This window comes from Streptomyces sp. NPDC002676 (genome assembly GCF_053592455.1).
Map to the genome: position 1 here is coordinate 482,758 of NZ_JBSFVT010000005.1, position 14,291 is coordinate 497,048.

Sequence of the window (14,291 nt, forward strand, 5' to 3'; positions counted from 1 at the left end):
CATGGCAGACGACTACCTCGTACGCATCGGCAAGCTCATCCGTGACGCCCGGCAACACCGTGGCTGGACACAGGCGCAGCTCGCGGAGGCGCTCGGCACCAGTCAGAGCGCGGTCAACCGCATCGAGCGCGGGAACCAGAACATCAGCCTTGAGATGATCGCGCGAATCGGTGAGGCTCTGGACAGCGAGATCGTCTCGCTCGGGTACGCGGGCCCGATGCATCTGCGGGTCGTCGGCGGCCGTCAGCTGTCCGGCGCCATCGACGTGAAGACCAGCAAGAACGCGTGCGTGGCCCTGCTGTGCGCCTCGCTGCTGAACAAGGGGCGCACGGTGCTGCGCCGCGTGGCGCGGATCGAGGAGGTGTACCGCCTGCTGGAGGTGCTCAACTCCATCGGCGTCCGCACCCGCTGGATCAACGACGGCGTCGACCTGGAACTGGTGCCGCCGGCCGAGCTGGAGATGGCGGCCATCGACGCCGAGGCGGCCGTCCGCACCCGCTCCATCATCATGTTCCTGGGCCCGCTGCTGCACCGCATGGATGCCTTCAAGCTGCCGTACGCCGGCGGCTGCGACCTCGGCACCCGGACCATCGAGCCGCATATGATCGCGCTGCGCCGGTTCGGTCTGGACATCGCGGCCACCGAGGGCCAGTACCACGCGCAGGTCGACCGCACGGTCCGCCCCGACCGCCCGATCGTGCTGACCGAGCGCGGCGACACGGTGACCGAGAACGCGCTGCTGGCCGCCGCCCGGCACGACGGCATGACGGTCATCCGCAACGCCTCCTCCAACTACATGGTCCAGGACCTCTGCTTCTTCCTGGAGGCACTCGGCGTGCGGGTCGAGGGCATCGGCACCACCACGCTCACCGTGCACGGCGTGCCGAACATCGACGTCGACGTCGACTACTCCCCCTCCGAGGACCCGGTCGAGGCGATGAGCCTGCTGGCCGCCGCCGTGGTGACCTCCTCGGAGCTGACGGTGCGCCGGGTGCCGATCGAGTTCCTGGAGATCGAGCTGGCCGTCCTGGAGGAGATGGGCCTCGACCACGACCGCAGCCCCGAGTACTTCGCGGACAACGGCCGTACCCGCCTGGTGGACCTCACGGTCCGGCCTTCCAAGCTGGAGGCCCCGATCGACAAGATCCACCCCATGCCCTTCCCGGGCCTGAACATCGACAACGTCCCGTTCTTCGCGGCCATCGCGGCGGTCGCCTCGGGCAAGACGCTGATCCACGACTGGGTCTACGACAACCGCGCGATCTACCTCACGGACCTCAACCGCCTCGGCGGCCGGCTCCAGTTGCTCGATCCGCACCGCGTCCTGGTCGAGGGCCCCACCCGCTGGCGCGCCGCCGAGATGATGTGCCCGCCCGCGCTGCGCCCCGCCGTGGTCGTCCTGCTGGCGATGATGGCGGCCGAGGGCACCTCGGTGCTGCGCAACGTGTATGTCATCAACCGGGGTTACGAGGACCTCGCCGAGCGCCTGAACTCGGTCGGGGCGCAGATCGAGATCTTCCGGGACATCTAGTCACATCCAGTCACCCGACCGCCGTTCGGGTGATCCGCGACGGGGCCCGTATTCCTGGACGAAACCCAGGAATACGGGCCCCGTCGAGCATTCTCCGCCCGCCTCGGCGATCGATCAGAAGTGGCACCTTGACGACTGCCTGCCCAAACTGAAGCTGCCGGTTCGTGATCTGGAAAAATCCACGTTTCTCCGGGAGATCGCATGACGGAGCAGTCCTCCGAGGTCCACATATCCGGGCCTGACGAACCTGCTGTCACCTTGAGTGACGCCGGCCCGGACAGGACGGAGACCGAACGGAAGCTCGCGGAGGCGCTGGCCGACGTCGTAGGCGCAGAGCGTGTTCCGGTCGAGAGCCACTTCTTCACCGACCTCGGTGCCAACTCCCTGGTCATGGCCCAGTTCTGCGCGCGGATACGGAAGAGAGCGGATCTGCCGTCCCCTTCGATGAGGGACATCTACCGGCACCCCACCATCCGGAGCCTGGCGGCGGCTCTCGGGGAGGCCGTTCCCACTCCTGCCGATCCCGCGATCGCCAAGTCGACGCCGGCGGCCGTCACGCCGGCGGCTCCGAGGACGCACGGGAAGCGGCTGAGCCATGTGCTCTGCGGAACCGCCCAGTTGCTGGTCTTCCTCGGATACTCCCTTGTCTCCGGATTCGTCACCGCCGCGGGATACGAGTGGATCGCCTCCGGTTCCGGCGTAGGCGACATCTATCTGCGGTCGGTGCTGTTCGGAGGCATCGGGTTCATCGGGCTGTGCGCCTTCCCGGTCATCGCGAAGTGGCTGCTCGTCGGCCGCTGGAAACCGGATGAGTTCCCCGTCTGGGGCCCGGCGTACCTGCGCTTCTGGCTCGTCAAGGTGCTGCTCCACGCGAATCCGATGATCCTGCTCGTCGGAACTCCGCTGTACGTGCTGTATCTGCGGGCCCTCGGCGCGCGGATCGGCAAGGGGGTCACGATCCTGTCCCACTCCGTGCCGGTCTGCACCGACCTGCTGACGATCGGCGCCGGTTCGGTGATCCGCAAGGACTCGTTCTTCCTCTGCTACCGGGCCCACGCGGGGCGCATCCAGACCGGCCGGGTCACCCTCGGCCGCGAGGTGTTCGTCGGCGAGAAGACCGTCCTGGACATCGACACCTCGATGGGCGACGCCGCCCAGCTCGGTCATGCCTCCGCCCTCCACCGCGGCCAGGCGGTGCCGGACGGTGAGCACTGGCACGGATCGCCGGCGGAGACCACGCGGACCGACTACCTACGGGTCGCGCCGGCCAGGTGCGGCACCGCGCGCCGGGCCTGGTTCGGCCTCGGCACCCTGCTGCAGCTGTTCTTCCTCTACATACCGCTGGCCGTCGGCGGGGTGTACATGCTGTTCACCGAGGTACCGGCGATCGGCAGGCGGCTCGATCCGCAGATGGCCGCACTGAAGCGGTCGGCGTTGATCACCGACGCGCTGGAACTCTCGCTCGTGCTGTTCTTCGGCTTCGTCGTCCTGGGCCTCGTCGCCCTGTGCACGGTTCCGCGCCTGCTGAGGCTGGCCGTCAAGCCGGACCGGGTCTATCCGCTCTACGGCTTCCACTACGCGCTCCACCGGGCGACGGCTCGCATGACGAACATCAAGTTCTTCGCCTGGCTGTTCGGTGACAGCTCCTACATCGTCCACTATCTCCAGGCGCTCGGATACGACTTGTCACGAATCGAGCAGACCGGATCGAACTTCGGTACCGAGGTGCAGCACGAGACCCCGTTCCTGGTCTCGGTCGGCAGCGGGACGATGGTCGCCGACGGACTCTCCGTCCTCAACGCCGACTATTCCAGTACGTCCTTCCGGCTCTCCCCTGCCTCGATCGGGCCGAGCAACTTCCTGGGCAACAACATCGCCTATCCCGCGGGCGGTCGTACGGGGGCCAACTGCCTGCTCGCGACGAAGGTGATGGTCCCCCTGGACGGCGAGGTCCGGGAAAACGTAGGGCTTCTCGGTTCGCCGTGCTTCGAGATACCCCGGTCGGTGGAGCGTGACGCACGGTTCGACGGTCTCAGGACCGGTGACTCGCTCCGCCGCAATCTCGCCGCGAAGAACCGCTACAACCTTCGCTCGATGGCCCTCATGCTGTTCGTCCGGTGGCTGCACACCTTCGCGCTCACGCTGTTCGGGCTCGTGTCCGTGGACATGTACGGAGCGCTCGGACACGTCGTGATCGCCGGATACCTGGCCATCACGCTCGCGTTCAGCACGCTCTACTTCGTCCTGCTGGAGCGGTGCATCACCTCGTTCCGCGCGCTGCGGCCCCGGTTGTGCTCCATATACGACCCCTACTTCTGGTGGCACGAGCGGCTGTGGAAGGTGCCGGACCACTACCTCGACATCTTCAACGGAACACCCTTCAAGACCCTGGTCTGGCGTCTGCTGGGCGTGCGCATCGGCAGCCGGGTGTTCGACGACGGCTGCTACCTGACCGAGCGGACGCTCGCCGCCATCGGCGACGAGTGCACCCTCAACGTCGGCAGCAAGATCCAGTGCCACTCACAGGAGGACGGCACCTTCAAGTCCGACACCATCACGCTCGGCGCCGGCTGCACGCTGGGCGTCGGCGCCCACGTGCACTACGGCGTGACCATGGGCGAGGGCTCGGTACTGGCACCCGACTCCTTCCTCATGAAGGGCGAGGAAGTCCCCCCGCACGCACGGTGGGGCGGCAATCCCGCCATGGAGCTGCCGGAGACCGTCAGTCGGCCCGAGGGCGCCGGACGGGCAGCGTCAACAGCCAACGCCACTGCGGCGACCGTGAGTTGAGGAAGGCCTTGCAATGGGAACGCGCGTGGAATCGGACCAGCCGGCCGGGGAGTTCTGGAGCCGTGTGCTGACCGCGGGTGGTGTCACCGCCGTGCCCCGGTGGGTCCGGGAACGGATTCCCGGCACGGCCGAGCAGGACGCGGCGGTCCCGGACGACCTGGCGGACGCCGTGCGTTCCCTGGTGCGGCGGTCGGGCATGCCGATCAGCGTGCTGCTGCTGGCGGCCCACGCCAAGGTGCTGGCCGCCCTGTCCGGCGAGCAGGAGGTGGTGACGGGGTACACCGCCGGAGTGCGCGGCGAGCCGCTGCCCTGCCGCCTGACCGTTCCCCCGGGGTCCTGGCGCGCGCTGGTGGCGACCGCCGAGCGCGCCGAGGCGGAGCTGCTGGCCCACCGGGAGTTCCCGGTGGCGGAGCTGCGGCGGGAGCTGGGGGTGACGGAGCCCTCGCACGAGGTCGTGTTCGGCCCCATGGGGGACGACGCGGCCCACCTCGACGACGGCGTGCTGCACGTGCGCTGGTCCGACCGGAACGGACGGCTGATGCTGCGCCTGCGGTATCGCACGGACGTACTGGACGCCGCCGCGGCGGCACGGATCGGCGGCTACCACCTGACGGCGCTGCGGCTGATGACGGCTGACTACGACAGCGACGCCGACCACACGCGGCAGAGCCTGCTCTCGGCCGACGAGGTACGCGAGCAGCTGGAAGGCCTGGCCGGCCCCCACCGTCCGCTGCCGGACGCGCGGGCGCACGAACTGTTCGAGCAGCGGGTACGGGCGCATCCGCAGGCGGTGGCGGCCGTACACGGCGGGCGGGAGTGGACGTACGAAGAGCTCAACCGGCGCGCGAACAGGCTGGCACGGGCGCTGCTGGCGCGCGGGCTGTGCCCGGAGGACGTCGTCGCCGTCGTGACCGAGCGCAACCTCGACTGGCTGGCGGCGACGCTGGCGGTGTTCAAGGCGGGCGGCACATACCTGCCGATCGAGCCGCACTTCCCGGCCGGTCGTGTCAAGGCAACGTTGTCGCGCGCGGAATGCCGGCTGGTACTGACCGAAGCCGGCAGCACCCACAGCCTCGACGAGGCGCTGGCCGGCCTGCCCGGAACCGAGAAGCTGCTGGTGGACGCGGCGTACGCGGAACCGCACGCCGACGACGACCTCGGCGTGCGAGTCGAAGCGGGGCGGCTCGCCTACATCTACTTCACGTCCGGCTCCACCGGGGAACCGAAGGGGGCGATGTGCGAGCACGCGGGCCTGCTCAACCATCTCTACGCCAAGATCGACGACTTGGGGATCGGCGAGGGGTGCGTGGTGGCGCAGACCGCCCCGCAGTGCTTCGACATCTCCCTGTGGCAGCTGGTGTCCGCGCTGCTCGTCGGCGGACGGACCCTGCTGGTCGAGCAGGACGTGATCACGGACGTGGAGCGCTTCGTCGATACGCTGGAGCGCGGCCGGGTCGGTGTGGCGCAGGTCGTGCCCTCCTATCTGGAGGTCGTGGTCTCGTACCTGGAGCAGCACCCCCGCGCCCTGCCGGACCTGCGGTGCGTGTCGGTGACCGGCGAGGCGTTGAAGCGGGAGCTGGTACAGCGCTGGTTCGCGGTCCAGCCGGGGATCAGGCTGCTCAACGCCTATGGGCTGACGGAGACTTCGGACGACACCAACCACGAGATCCTGGACGGCGTACCCGAGCGGGTGCTGCTGGGGCGTGCGGTCAACAACGTGTGCGTCTACGTCGTGGACGAGCAGCTGTCCCTGGTGCCCCTGGGTGCCCCGGGGCTGATCGCGTTCTCCGGTGTGTGCGTGGGCCGGGGGTACGTCAACGATCCCGAGCGGACCCGTGAGGCGTACCGGGCGGACCCGTACCGGCCCGGTGAACGGCTCTACCTGGGCGGTGACTGGGGGCGCTGGCACCCCGGCGGCAAGCTGGAGTTCCTCGGCCGCCGTGACAACCAGGTCAAGATCCGGGGCTTCCGGATCGAGATCGGCGAGATCGAGAACTCCCTGCTGCGGGTGGACGGCGTACGGGACGGCGCGGTGGTCGTCACCGAGCGGGCCGGCCGGAGCAGGCATCTGATCGCCTTCTACACCGGCACACGTCAGCAGCCGGAGGCGCTGCGCGCGGCACTCGGCGCGGCGCTGCCCGCCTACATGGTCCCCTCGGCCTTCCACTGGCAGGACAGCCTTCCGCTGACCGCCAACGGCAAGACCGACCGCAAGGCCCTGACCGAGCTGGCCGAACGGACAGCGGTGACCGAACGGACGGCGCCGACGGCCGAGCGGGACGAGGCCGGCGCGGGCGATCCGGGTCCGCTCAGCCCGACCGAGCGAAGGCTGGCGGCGGCCTGGGCCGAGCTGCTGGGGGTGCCCGAGCCGCAGATCGGCCGCACGGACCACTTCTTCGAGCGCGGGGGCACCTCCCTGACAGCGGTCAGGCTCACCATCGCTCTCGACCGCGCGGTGTCCCTGAAGGACATCACCCGGCACCCGGTCCTCGCCGACCTGGCCGCGCTCATCGACGGTACGGCCCGGCAGCGCCCGGGGCTGCTCCAGCCCCTGTCGGCAGGGAGCGGTGCGCCGGAGTGCACCCTGGTGTGCTTCCCCTACGCGGGCGGCAACGCGGTCAACTACCAGCCGCTGGCGAGCGCGTTGGCGGGCAGCGGCCTGGGTGTCCTCGCGGTGGAGCTGCCCGGTCACAACCTGGCCGCGCCTCCGGAGCCGTTCGCGTCGATCGAGCAGGTGGCCGAGCAGGTCACCGCCGAGATCGTGGCGCGCGGCCTGCCCCGGGTCATGCTGTGGGGCCACTCGTCGGGCGCCGCGCCGGCCGTCGAGACGGCCCGGAAGCTCCAGGAGCGGGGCGTGCGGGTGACGCGGGTGTTCCTCGGCGCGCACCTGCTCGGCACCGCCGGCGAACGGCACAAAGCCATCGGTGAACTGGCGAGCCGGAGCGACGCCGAGATCGCGGCGCGGCTGACCGCGGACGGCGGCTACCCGGAGCTCACGGAACTGAACGCGCTCCACGCCCAGCAGGTCGGGGCCGCCTACCGGCACGACTGTGTGTCCGCACACGCCTATTTCCGCGCCGCCCTGGAAGGCCCGCCGCCGGTGAGGCTGTCCGCTCCGCTCACGGCGGCCGTCGCCGCGGACGACCCGTACACGGACGGCTACGCCCGCCGGCACCGGGACTGGCTGCTCCTGGCCGAACACGTCGATCTGTACGAACTGGCCGACGGCGGCCACTACTTCCCGCGCACCCGCCCCACGGAGGCGGCGCGGGCCGTCCTGAGCACCATCGCACCCCTTCCCCCCTTCTGAGCCCCGTCGAAACTCCAGGCGGTCGACCGAAAGGAAACCGAGATGCCGTCCTCATCCCTGGCATCACCGCTCGAAGTCGAGCTGCGGCCGGACCGGCCCGCAGTGCTGCACGTCGACGTCCCCGACGACGCCCCGAGCTGGGCAACCGAGCACCGCGAGGCGCTGCGTGCGCAGATCACCGAGCACGGGGCGGTGCTCGTCCGCGGTCTTGGGCTGCGGGACCCGCACCAGGCCGGGGCCGTCCTCGAACGGCTGGCCGGTGGCCTCATGACGGAGCGGGAGGCGTTCGCCCCTCGCCAGAGCCACGGTCCGGGGCTGTACTCCTCGACGCCCTGGCCGGACAACCAGCCGATGTGCATGCACCACGAGCTCAGTTACCCGGTGGAGGTGCCCGGCCTGATGCTGTTCGCATGTCTGACCGCGCCCGAGCAGGGCGGGGCGACGGCGGTGGCCGATGCCGAAGAGGTCCTGCGGGCGCTGCCCGCCGGGCTGACCGAGCGGTTCGAGCGTGAGGGCTGGTTGCTGGCGCGTACGTACAACGACGAGATCGGGGCGAGTCTGGCGGAGTCGTTCGGCACCGACGACCACGCCGCGATCGAGCGCTACTGCCGGGCCCACGCCATCGACTTCACCTGGCGGGCCGACGGGTCGCTGCACACCGAGCAGCGCCGCAGCGCCGTCGTCCGCCACCCGGTGACGGGCAGGCGCTGCTGGTTCAACCAGATCGCCTTCCTCAACGAGTGGACGCTCGCCCCGGACGTGCGCGAGTACCTGGTGGACGAGTACGGCGCGGACGGGCTGCCGTTCAACACCCGCTACGGAGACGGCAGTCCGATCGGCGAGGACGTCGTCCAGCTGCTCAACAGCACCTACGAGGCGCACACCCGGCGCGAACCCTGGCAGGCCGGTGATCTGCTGCTCGTGGACAACATCCGTACCGCCCACAGCAGGGAGCCCTTCACCGGAGAGCGGCAGGTGCTGGTCGGCATGGGCGAGCCCCGGCGGCTGGCCGACGGCTGCCCGACCCCGGAGGCGAGTGAGCGATGACCGAGGTGCTGCCGACCACCGCCCGATCGACCACCGCCCGATCGACCACCGCCCGATCGACCACCGCCCGGTCGGCCGAGCCCGGCCGGGCTTGTGTGCCGACGTTCGCGGTGATCTCCGGTGAGCAGGTGCAGCGTGCGCTGAGCGGGCGCGAGAAACAGCTCGTGGAGCTGGTCGAGGCCGCCTACCGGCTGCACGGCGCCGGGGACTCGGTCAACCCGCCGTCGTACTTCCTGCGCTTCCCCGACCGGCCCACTGCGCGGATCATCGCGCTGCCGGCCTCCCTCGGCGGGCCGGTCCGCGTGGACGGCCTGAAGTGGATCTCCAGCTTCCCGGAGAACGTGGGCGCCGGGCTGCCGCGCGCCTCCGCGGTGCTCATCCTCAACGACCCGGACACGGGCTACCCGTTCGCCTGTCTGGAAAGCTCGATCATCAGCGCCACCAGGACGGCGGCCTCCGCGGCGCTGGCGGCCGACCGGCTCAGCCGCGGCCGGACCCGCCCCCGCCGCGTCGGCTTCTTCGGCACGGGTCTGATCGCCCGGTACATCCACACCTTCCTGGCCGGCACGGGCTGGGCCTTCGACGAGGTCGGCGTGCACGACGTGTCCGCGGACAGCGCCGACGGCTTCCGCGGCTACCTGCGGCAGACCGGCAGCACCGGGCGGATCACCGTGCACGACAGCGCCGAGGACCTCGTCCGCGAGAGCGACCTCGTGGTCTTCGCCACCGTCGCCGGCCGGCCACACGTCACCGACCCGGCGTGGTTCAGCCACAACCCCCTGGTCCTGCACGTGTCCCTGCGTGACCTCGCCCCCGAGATCCTGCTCGAGTCGGCCAACTTCGTCGACGACGTCGAGCACTGCCTGAAGGCCGACACCTCGCCTCATCTGGCAGAACAGCTCACCGGCCGACGCGACTTCCTGAACGGCACCCTCAACGACGTGATGCTCGGCCGGGTCACGCCGCCCACCGACCGGCCGGTGATCTTCTCGCCGTTCGGGCTGGGCGTCCTCGACCTCGCCGTCGGCCGTTACGTCTACGACGAGGTGTCCCGGGCGGGGAACCTCCGGCTCATCGACGACTTCTTCCATGACCTGCGCCGGTACGGCTGAGGCCACCGCACTCGGCCCGACACCAGGAGGCCCGCCGTGCCCGTCATATCCACTCCCTACGCCTTCAACGAAGGCCACCTCTTCGTGGACATGGAGTCGATCTGCGGATACCCCCTCTACCTGAAGTGCGAGGGCTTCAACTTCGCCGGCTCCATCAAGCTGAAGGCCGCGAACGAGATGGTGGAGAGCGCCGAGCGGGACGGAGTTCTGAAGCCGGATTCCATCCTCGTGGAGTCCTCGTCCGGGAATCTGGGTGTCGCGCTCAGCATGATCGCCGCGAGCAAGGGTTACCGGTTCCTGTGTGTGACGGACTCCCGGTGCAACCTGTCGACCAGACTGCTGATGGAGGCGCTCGGCAGCGAGGTGCAGGTCATAGCCGACCTGGACTCCAACGGCGGTTTCCTGGGCACGCGCATCGAGTACGTCCGTACGCTGTGCGAGTCCGACGAGCGGTACGTCTGGCTCAGCCAGTACACCAACGCGGGCAACTGGTGGGCGCACTACCGCACGACGGCCCCGGAGATCGCCGAACAGTTCCCGGAACTGGACGTCCTCTTCGTCGGGGCGGGCACCACCGGCACCCTGATGGGCTGCGCACGCTACTTCCGGCAGTGGCACCGGCCGGTGCGGATCGTCGCCGTGGACGCCGTGGGCTCGGTGGCGTTCGGCGGCGAGCCGGGCCGCCGGATGATCCCGGGCCTCGGGATGAGCATGCGCCCGCCGCTGCTCGACGAGTCCTACGTCGACGAGGTGCTCCGCGTGGAGGAGACGGACACCATCCGGATGTGCCACCGCATGGCCAGACACGGCTTCCTGTTCGGCGGCTCCACCGGAACGGTGGTCAGCGGCGCGACGGACTGGCTGGCCCGGCACGACACACGCGGCCTCACCGCGGTGGCCATCGCACCGGACCTCGGCGAGCGCTACCTCGACACCGTCTACCAGACCAACTGGCTGCAGGACCTGTACGGCGACCAGGTGCTCGACACCGCCCAGGTGCGCCCCCTGCCCCAGGAGGCCAAGTCCGCGTCACGACGAGCGGCGGGGCGCCGGCGCAGCACGTAGCGGAACGCGCAAGGAGAGGGGGCCGCCCGCCCGAATGGGGCGGACGGGCGGCCTGGGTGGGGCGGGTCAGCCGCTGAGGACGGCCTCCGCGGCGGCCACGCCGCAGACTCGGGCGGCGCCATGGGTGGCGATGTGCAGGGCGCCGCGCGGCGGGGCCTGCGGTACGCCCATCTCGATCACGATCGTGTCGGGACGGGCGGCGAGCAGCGTGTCGAGGGCGGCGCCCATCCAGTCGTGGCGGTGTTCGTCGCGGACCACGGCGACGATCCGGCGGCCGTCCGCCGCCGCCAGGGCCGTGGCGCCCGCGGCGGCGCCGGTGAAGGAGCCGGCCGCGCTGCCGGGCAGCAGCCGTTCCAGCTCGGAGGCCACGCCCCACGGGGTCTCGTCGCCGACGGCGATGTTGGGCGCCGGGTTGAACCGGGCGATGTACACCGGCCCGTCGACCGGCTTCGCGGCTTTGGCGCGGGTGACCCGCAGGGCGCGGCGGGCCGCGGCCAGGCCGAGCTCCGGCTCGGGGGTCAGCTGGTCGGTGCGGGGTCGGGCCGCGGCGGTCCAGGCGGCGAGGCCGCGGACCCGGGCCGCCGCGTCGGCCAGCCGTTCCTCGGGCAGTTCGCCGCTGCGTACGGCGGCCACGAGCGCGTCCCGGAGCCGTACGACCGTGTCCTCGTCGCACAGCCCGCCGCCCACGCAGATGGCGTCGGCGCCGGCCGCGATCGCGAGGACCACGCCGTGCTCCAGGCCGTAGGTGCCGGAGATGGCGCGCATCTCCATGCCGTCGGTGACGATCAGGCCCTGGTAGCCGAGTTCGCCGCGCAGCAGCTCGGTGAGGATGCGGCGGGAGAGCGTGCCGGGGCGGTCCGGGTCGAGGGCGGGGACGAGGATGTGCGCGCTCATGACCGCCCGGGTGCCGGCCTCGATGGCGGCGCGGAACGGGGCCAGTTCGCGGGCGTGCAGGGTGTCCGCGTCGGCATCGATGCGCGGGAGGGCGTGGTGGGAGTCGACGCCTGTGTCGCCGTGGCCCGGGAAGTGCTTGGTGCAGGCGGCCACGCCGGTGGACTGCAGGCCCTCGACCCAGGCGGCGGTGTGCCGGGCCACCAGGCCGGTGTCCGCGCCGAAGGAGCGCACCCCGATGACGGGGTTGTCGGGGTTGGCGTTGACGTCGGCGGAGGGCGCCCAGTCGAAGTTGACGCCGCAGGCCGCCAGGCGCCGGCCCAGCTCGCGGGCCACGCCCCGGGTGAGGTCCGGGTCGTCGACGGCGCCGAGGGCGTGGTTGCCGGGGAAGGAGGAGCCGGTGCGCACCTCCAGGCGGGTGACGTCGCCGCTCTCCTCGTCGATGGCCACCAGCAGGTCGTCGCGTTCGGCACGCAACTGGGCGGTGAGGGCGGCGACTTGGTCCTCGGTGACGACGTTCCGGCCGAACAGGGCGACGGAGGCGAGCCCTTCGCCGAGGCGGCGGCGCACCCAGTCGGGCGCGGTGGTGCCGTCGAACCCCGGCTGCAGCACCGCGAGGGCGTCGCGGGTGAGGGTATTGGGGCCAGTGGCGAGTGTTGTCATCGAGGCGTCATCCCTTCACGGCGCCGTCGGTCAGACCGCTGACCGCCTTGCGTTGCAGGAAGATGAAGAGGATCAGGATGGGCAGCGCGAACAGGGACGAGGCGGCCATGGTGGCGCCCCAGTCGTCGCCGAAGGCGGTCTGGAACTGGGAGAGCCACAGCGGCAGGGTCTGCTTCTCGATGTCCTTGTTGAGGATCAGGACGAGCGGGAACTCGTTCCAGGCGGTGATGAAGCCGAACAGCGAGGTGGCCATCAGACCGGGCGCCAGCAGCGGGAAGATCACCTTGATGAAGGCCTGGGTGCGGGTGCACCCGTCGACCATCGCGGACTCCTCCAGCTCCTTCGGCACGGCGGCGACGTAGCCGCGCAGCGTCAGGATGGTCAGCGGCAGCACCATCATCGTGTAGAAGACGGTGAGCGGGACCAGGCTGTCGAGCATGTCGTTGTCGCGGACCAGCATGTAGATGGCGATGATCATGACTTCCCAGGGAGCCATCTGGGCGAGCATGAAGGTGACGATGAAGCCGCGCCGGCCCTTGAACCGCAGCCGGGCCAGGGCGAAGGCGGCGAACAGGGCGATGACGAGGGAGAGCAGCACCGAACAGGCCGTCACGGTGACCGAGTTGGCGACCAGGGTCCAGAAGTGGTCGGCGTCGACGGCTTTCTTGAAGTGGCCGAGCGTGACGTCGACCGGGAACCAGACCGGGTTCTCGGAGATGATGTCGCCGGTGGGCTTGAAGGCCGTGGCGAACATCCAGTAGACGGGGAACGCGAAGCCGATGAAGAGGATGACGGCGGTCGCGTTGGGCCAGATACGGCCGAAGAGCGAGCGCTTCACAGCTCGTCCTCCTCTTGCTTGAGCACCATGCGCAGGTAGTACGAGGTGATGACGAGCAGGACCAGGATGGTGAGGAAGGAGATCGCCGCGCCGACGCCGAAGTGCTGGTTGCCGACGCCCTCGACGAAGGCGTAGATCGGCAGGGTCTCGGTGAGGTGGTCGGGGCCGCCCTCGTTCAGCGCGAAGATCTGCGGGAACGCCTTGAAGACCCAGATGACTTCGAGGAAGGTCGTGGCGTACAGGAAGGGCCGCAGGAAGGGCAGGGTCACCGAGGTGAAGCTCTTCCAGGCGCCCGCGCCGTCCAGGGATGCTGCCTCGTACAGTTCCCTGGGGATCGTGGTGGTGGCCGCGTACAGGTTGATCGCCACGAAGGGGATGGACTGCCAGACGATCAGCAGGGTGATCACCGAGAAGGTGGAGAACTGGGTGGCGAGCCAGTTGTGGTCGGCCATGGAGTGCCAGCCGAGCTTGTCCAGGACCCAGTTGACGACCCCGAAGCGCTGGGCGAACAGCCACTGGTAGACGGTGGTGGCCGCGATGACGGGCATGGCCCAGGCGAGGACGAGGCCCAGCATGAGCAGCAGCCGCATCTTGTTGCCGAGGCGGGCCAGCAGCAGTCCGGTCAGGGTGCCGAGCAGCATGATCAGGACGACGTTGGCGGCGGTGAAGAACACCGAGCGCTCGACGACCCTCCAGAAGTCCGAACCGGTCAGGACCTCCTTGTAGTTGTCGACGCCGTTCCACTCGGTGAGGTGCTGGATGAGCTGGCGCGGGTTGAGGTTCTGGAACGACAGCATGCCGTTCTTCACCAGCGGCCAGCCGAGCAGGACCAGGGTGGCCAGCAGCGCGGGCAGCAGGAGCAGGTAGGGGGCGGCGGCGGTACGGCGGCCGGCCGAGGTCGGGGACACGGCGCCCTCACCCCTCCCCGGCACCGGTACCCGGGCCTTGCGGACAGCGGGCTCCCCGGCCGTGTCCGTGCCTTCGGTCTGCACTGACATGAGTTGCCATCTCTTCCGTGGCCGCAGAGGCCGTACGTTCGGCGCG

9 protein-coding genes are annotated in these 14,291 nt (G+C 70.1%); 6 read left to right on the forward strand and 3 right to left on the reverse strand.

Annotation, left to right across the window (positions count from 1 at the left end; genetic code table 11):
- Position 1 precedes the first annotated feature (1 nt).
- The 6 genes from ACWD3E_RS18090 to sbnA all read left to right on the forward strand — a co-directional run bounded on the left by ACWD3E_RS18090 (position 2) and on the right by sbnA (position 10,855).
- Positions 2-1,531, forward strand: a complete 1,530-nt coding sequence (locus ACWD3E_RS18090; protein ID WP_451388521.1) for a helix-turn-helix domain-containing protein — start codon at positions 2-4, stop codon at positions 1,529-1,531.
- A 201-nt stretch (positions 1,532-1,732) separates the two neighbouring features.
- Complete coding sequence (locus ACWD3E_RS18095; RefSeq protein ID WP_451388522.1) at positions 1,733-4,321, forward strand: Pls/PosA family non-ribosomal peptide synthetase; 2,589 nt, start codon at positions 1,733-1,735, stop codon at positions 4,319-4,321.
- Between the two features lie 13 nt (positions 4,322-4,334).
- Positions 4,335-7,631, forward strand: a complete 3,297-nt coding sequence (locus tag ACWD3E_RS18100) for a non-ribosomal peptide synthetase (RefSeq protein WP_451388523.1) — start codon at positions 4,335-4,337, stop codon at positions 7,629-7,631.
- A 42-nt stretch (positions 7,632-7,673) separates the two neighbouring features.
- The gene (locus tag ACWD3E_RS18105; RefSeq protein WP_451388524.1) at positions 7,674-8,678 is read left to right on the forward strand and encodes a TauD/TfdA family dioxygenase; all 1,005 of its coding nucleotides are present in this window, start codon (positions 7,674-7,676) and stop codon (positions 8,676-8,678) included.
- Entirely contained in the window at positions 8,675-9,790 is a 1,116-nt protein-coding gene (sbnB, locus tag ACWD3E_RS18110; protein WP_451388525.1) for a 2,3-diaminopropionate biosynthesis protein SbnB, read from the forward strand. The genes ACWD3E_RS18105 and sbnB overlap by 4 nt, the downstream gene beginning before the upstream one ends.
- Positions 9,791-9,826: 36 nt before the next feature.
- Positions 9,827-10,855, forward strand: a complete 1,029-nt coding sequence (gene sbnA, locus ACWD3E_RS18115; protein ID WP_451388526.1) for a 2,3-diaminopropionate biosynthesis protein SbnA — start codon at positions 9,827-9,829, stop codon at positions 10,853-10,855.
- Between the two features lie 66 nt (positions 10,856-10,921).
- Here sbnA and ACWD3E_RS18120 read toward each other — a convergent pair whose 3' ends face one another.
- From ACWD3E_RS18120 to ACWD3E_RS18130, 3 genes are read right to left on the reverse strand one after another with little or no spacing between them, the layout of a single operon-like run.
- Entirely contained in the window at positions 10,922-12,409 is a 1,488-nt protein-coding gene (locus ACWD3E_RS18120) for a glycoside hydrolase family 3 protein (RefSeq protein WP_451388527.1), read from the reverse strand.
- A gap of 7 nt (positions 12,410-12,416) precedes the next feature.
- On the reverse strand, positions 12,417-13,247 hold the full coding sequence (locus ACWD3E_RS18125) for a carbohydrate ABC transporter permease (protein WP_451388528.1): 831 nt from the start codon (positions 13,245-13,247) through the stop codon (positions 12,417-12,419).
- Positions 13,244-14,245 carry a carbohydrate ABC transporter permease gene (locus ACWD3E_RS18130; protein ID WP_451388529.1) on the reverse strand — a complete coding sequence of 334 codons (1,002 nt, stop codon included), beginning with the start codon at positions 14,243-14,245 and terminating at the stop codon, positions 13,244-13,246. The genes ACWD3E_RS18125 and ACWD3E_RS18130 overlap by 4 nt, the downstream gene beginning before the upstream one ends.
- Positions 14,246-14,291 lie beyond the last annotated feature (46 nt).

Bases quoted from the DNA above. Each gene is read 5' to 3' on its own strand.
- ACWD3E_RS18090 (WP_451388521.1), top strand. From the start codon at position 2: ATGGCAGACGACTACCTCGTACGCATCGGCAAGCTCATCCGTGACGCC.
- ACWD3E_RS18120 (WP_451388527.1), bottom strand. From the start codon at position 12,409: ATGACAACACTCGCCACTGGCCCCAATACCCTCACCCGCGACGCCCTC.
- ACWD3E_RS18100 (WP_451388523.1), top strand. From the start codon at position 4,335: ATGGGAACGCGCGTGGAATCGGACCAGCCGGCCGGGGAGTTCTGGAGC.
- sbnB (WP_451388525.1), top strand. From the start codon at position 8,675: ATGACCGAGGTGCTGCCGACCACCGCCCGATCGACCACCGCCCGATCG.
- ACWD3E_RS18130 (WP_451388529.1), bottom strand. From the start codon at position 14,245: ATGTCAGTGCAGACCGAAGGCACGGACACGGCCGGGGAGCCCGCTGTC.
- ACWD3E_RS18105 (WP_451388524.1), top strand. From the start codon at position 7,674: ATGCCGTCCTCATCCCTGGCATCACCGCTCGAAGTCGAGCTGCGGCCG.
- ACWD3E_RS18095 (WP_451388522.1), top strand. From the start codon at position 1,733: ATGACGGAGCAGTCCTCCGAGGTCCACATATCCGGGCCTGACGAACCT.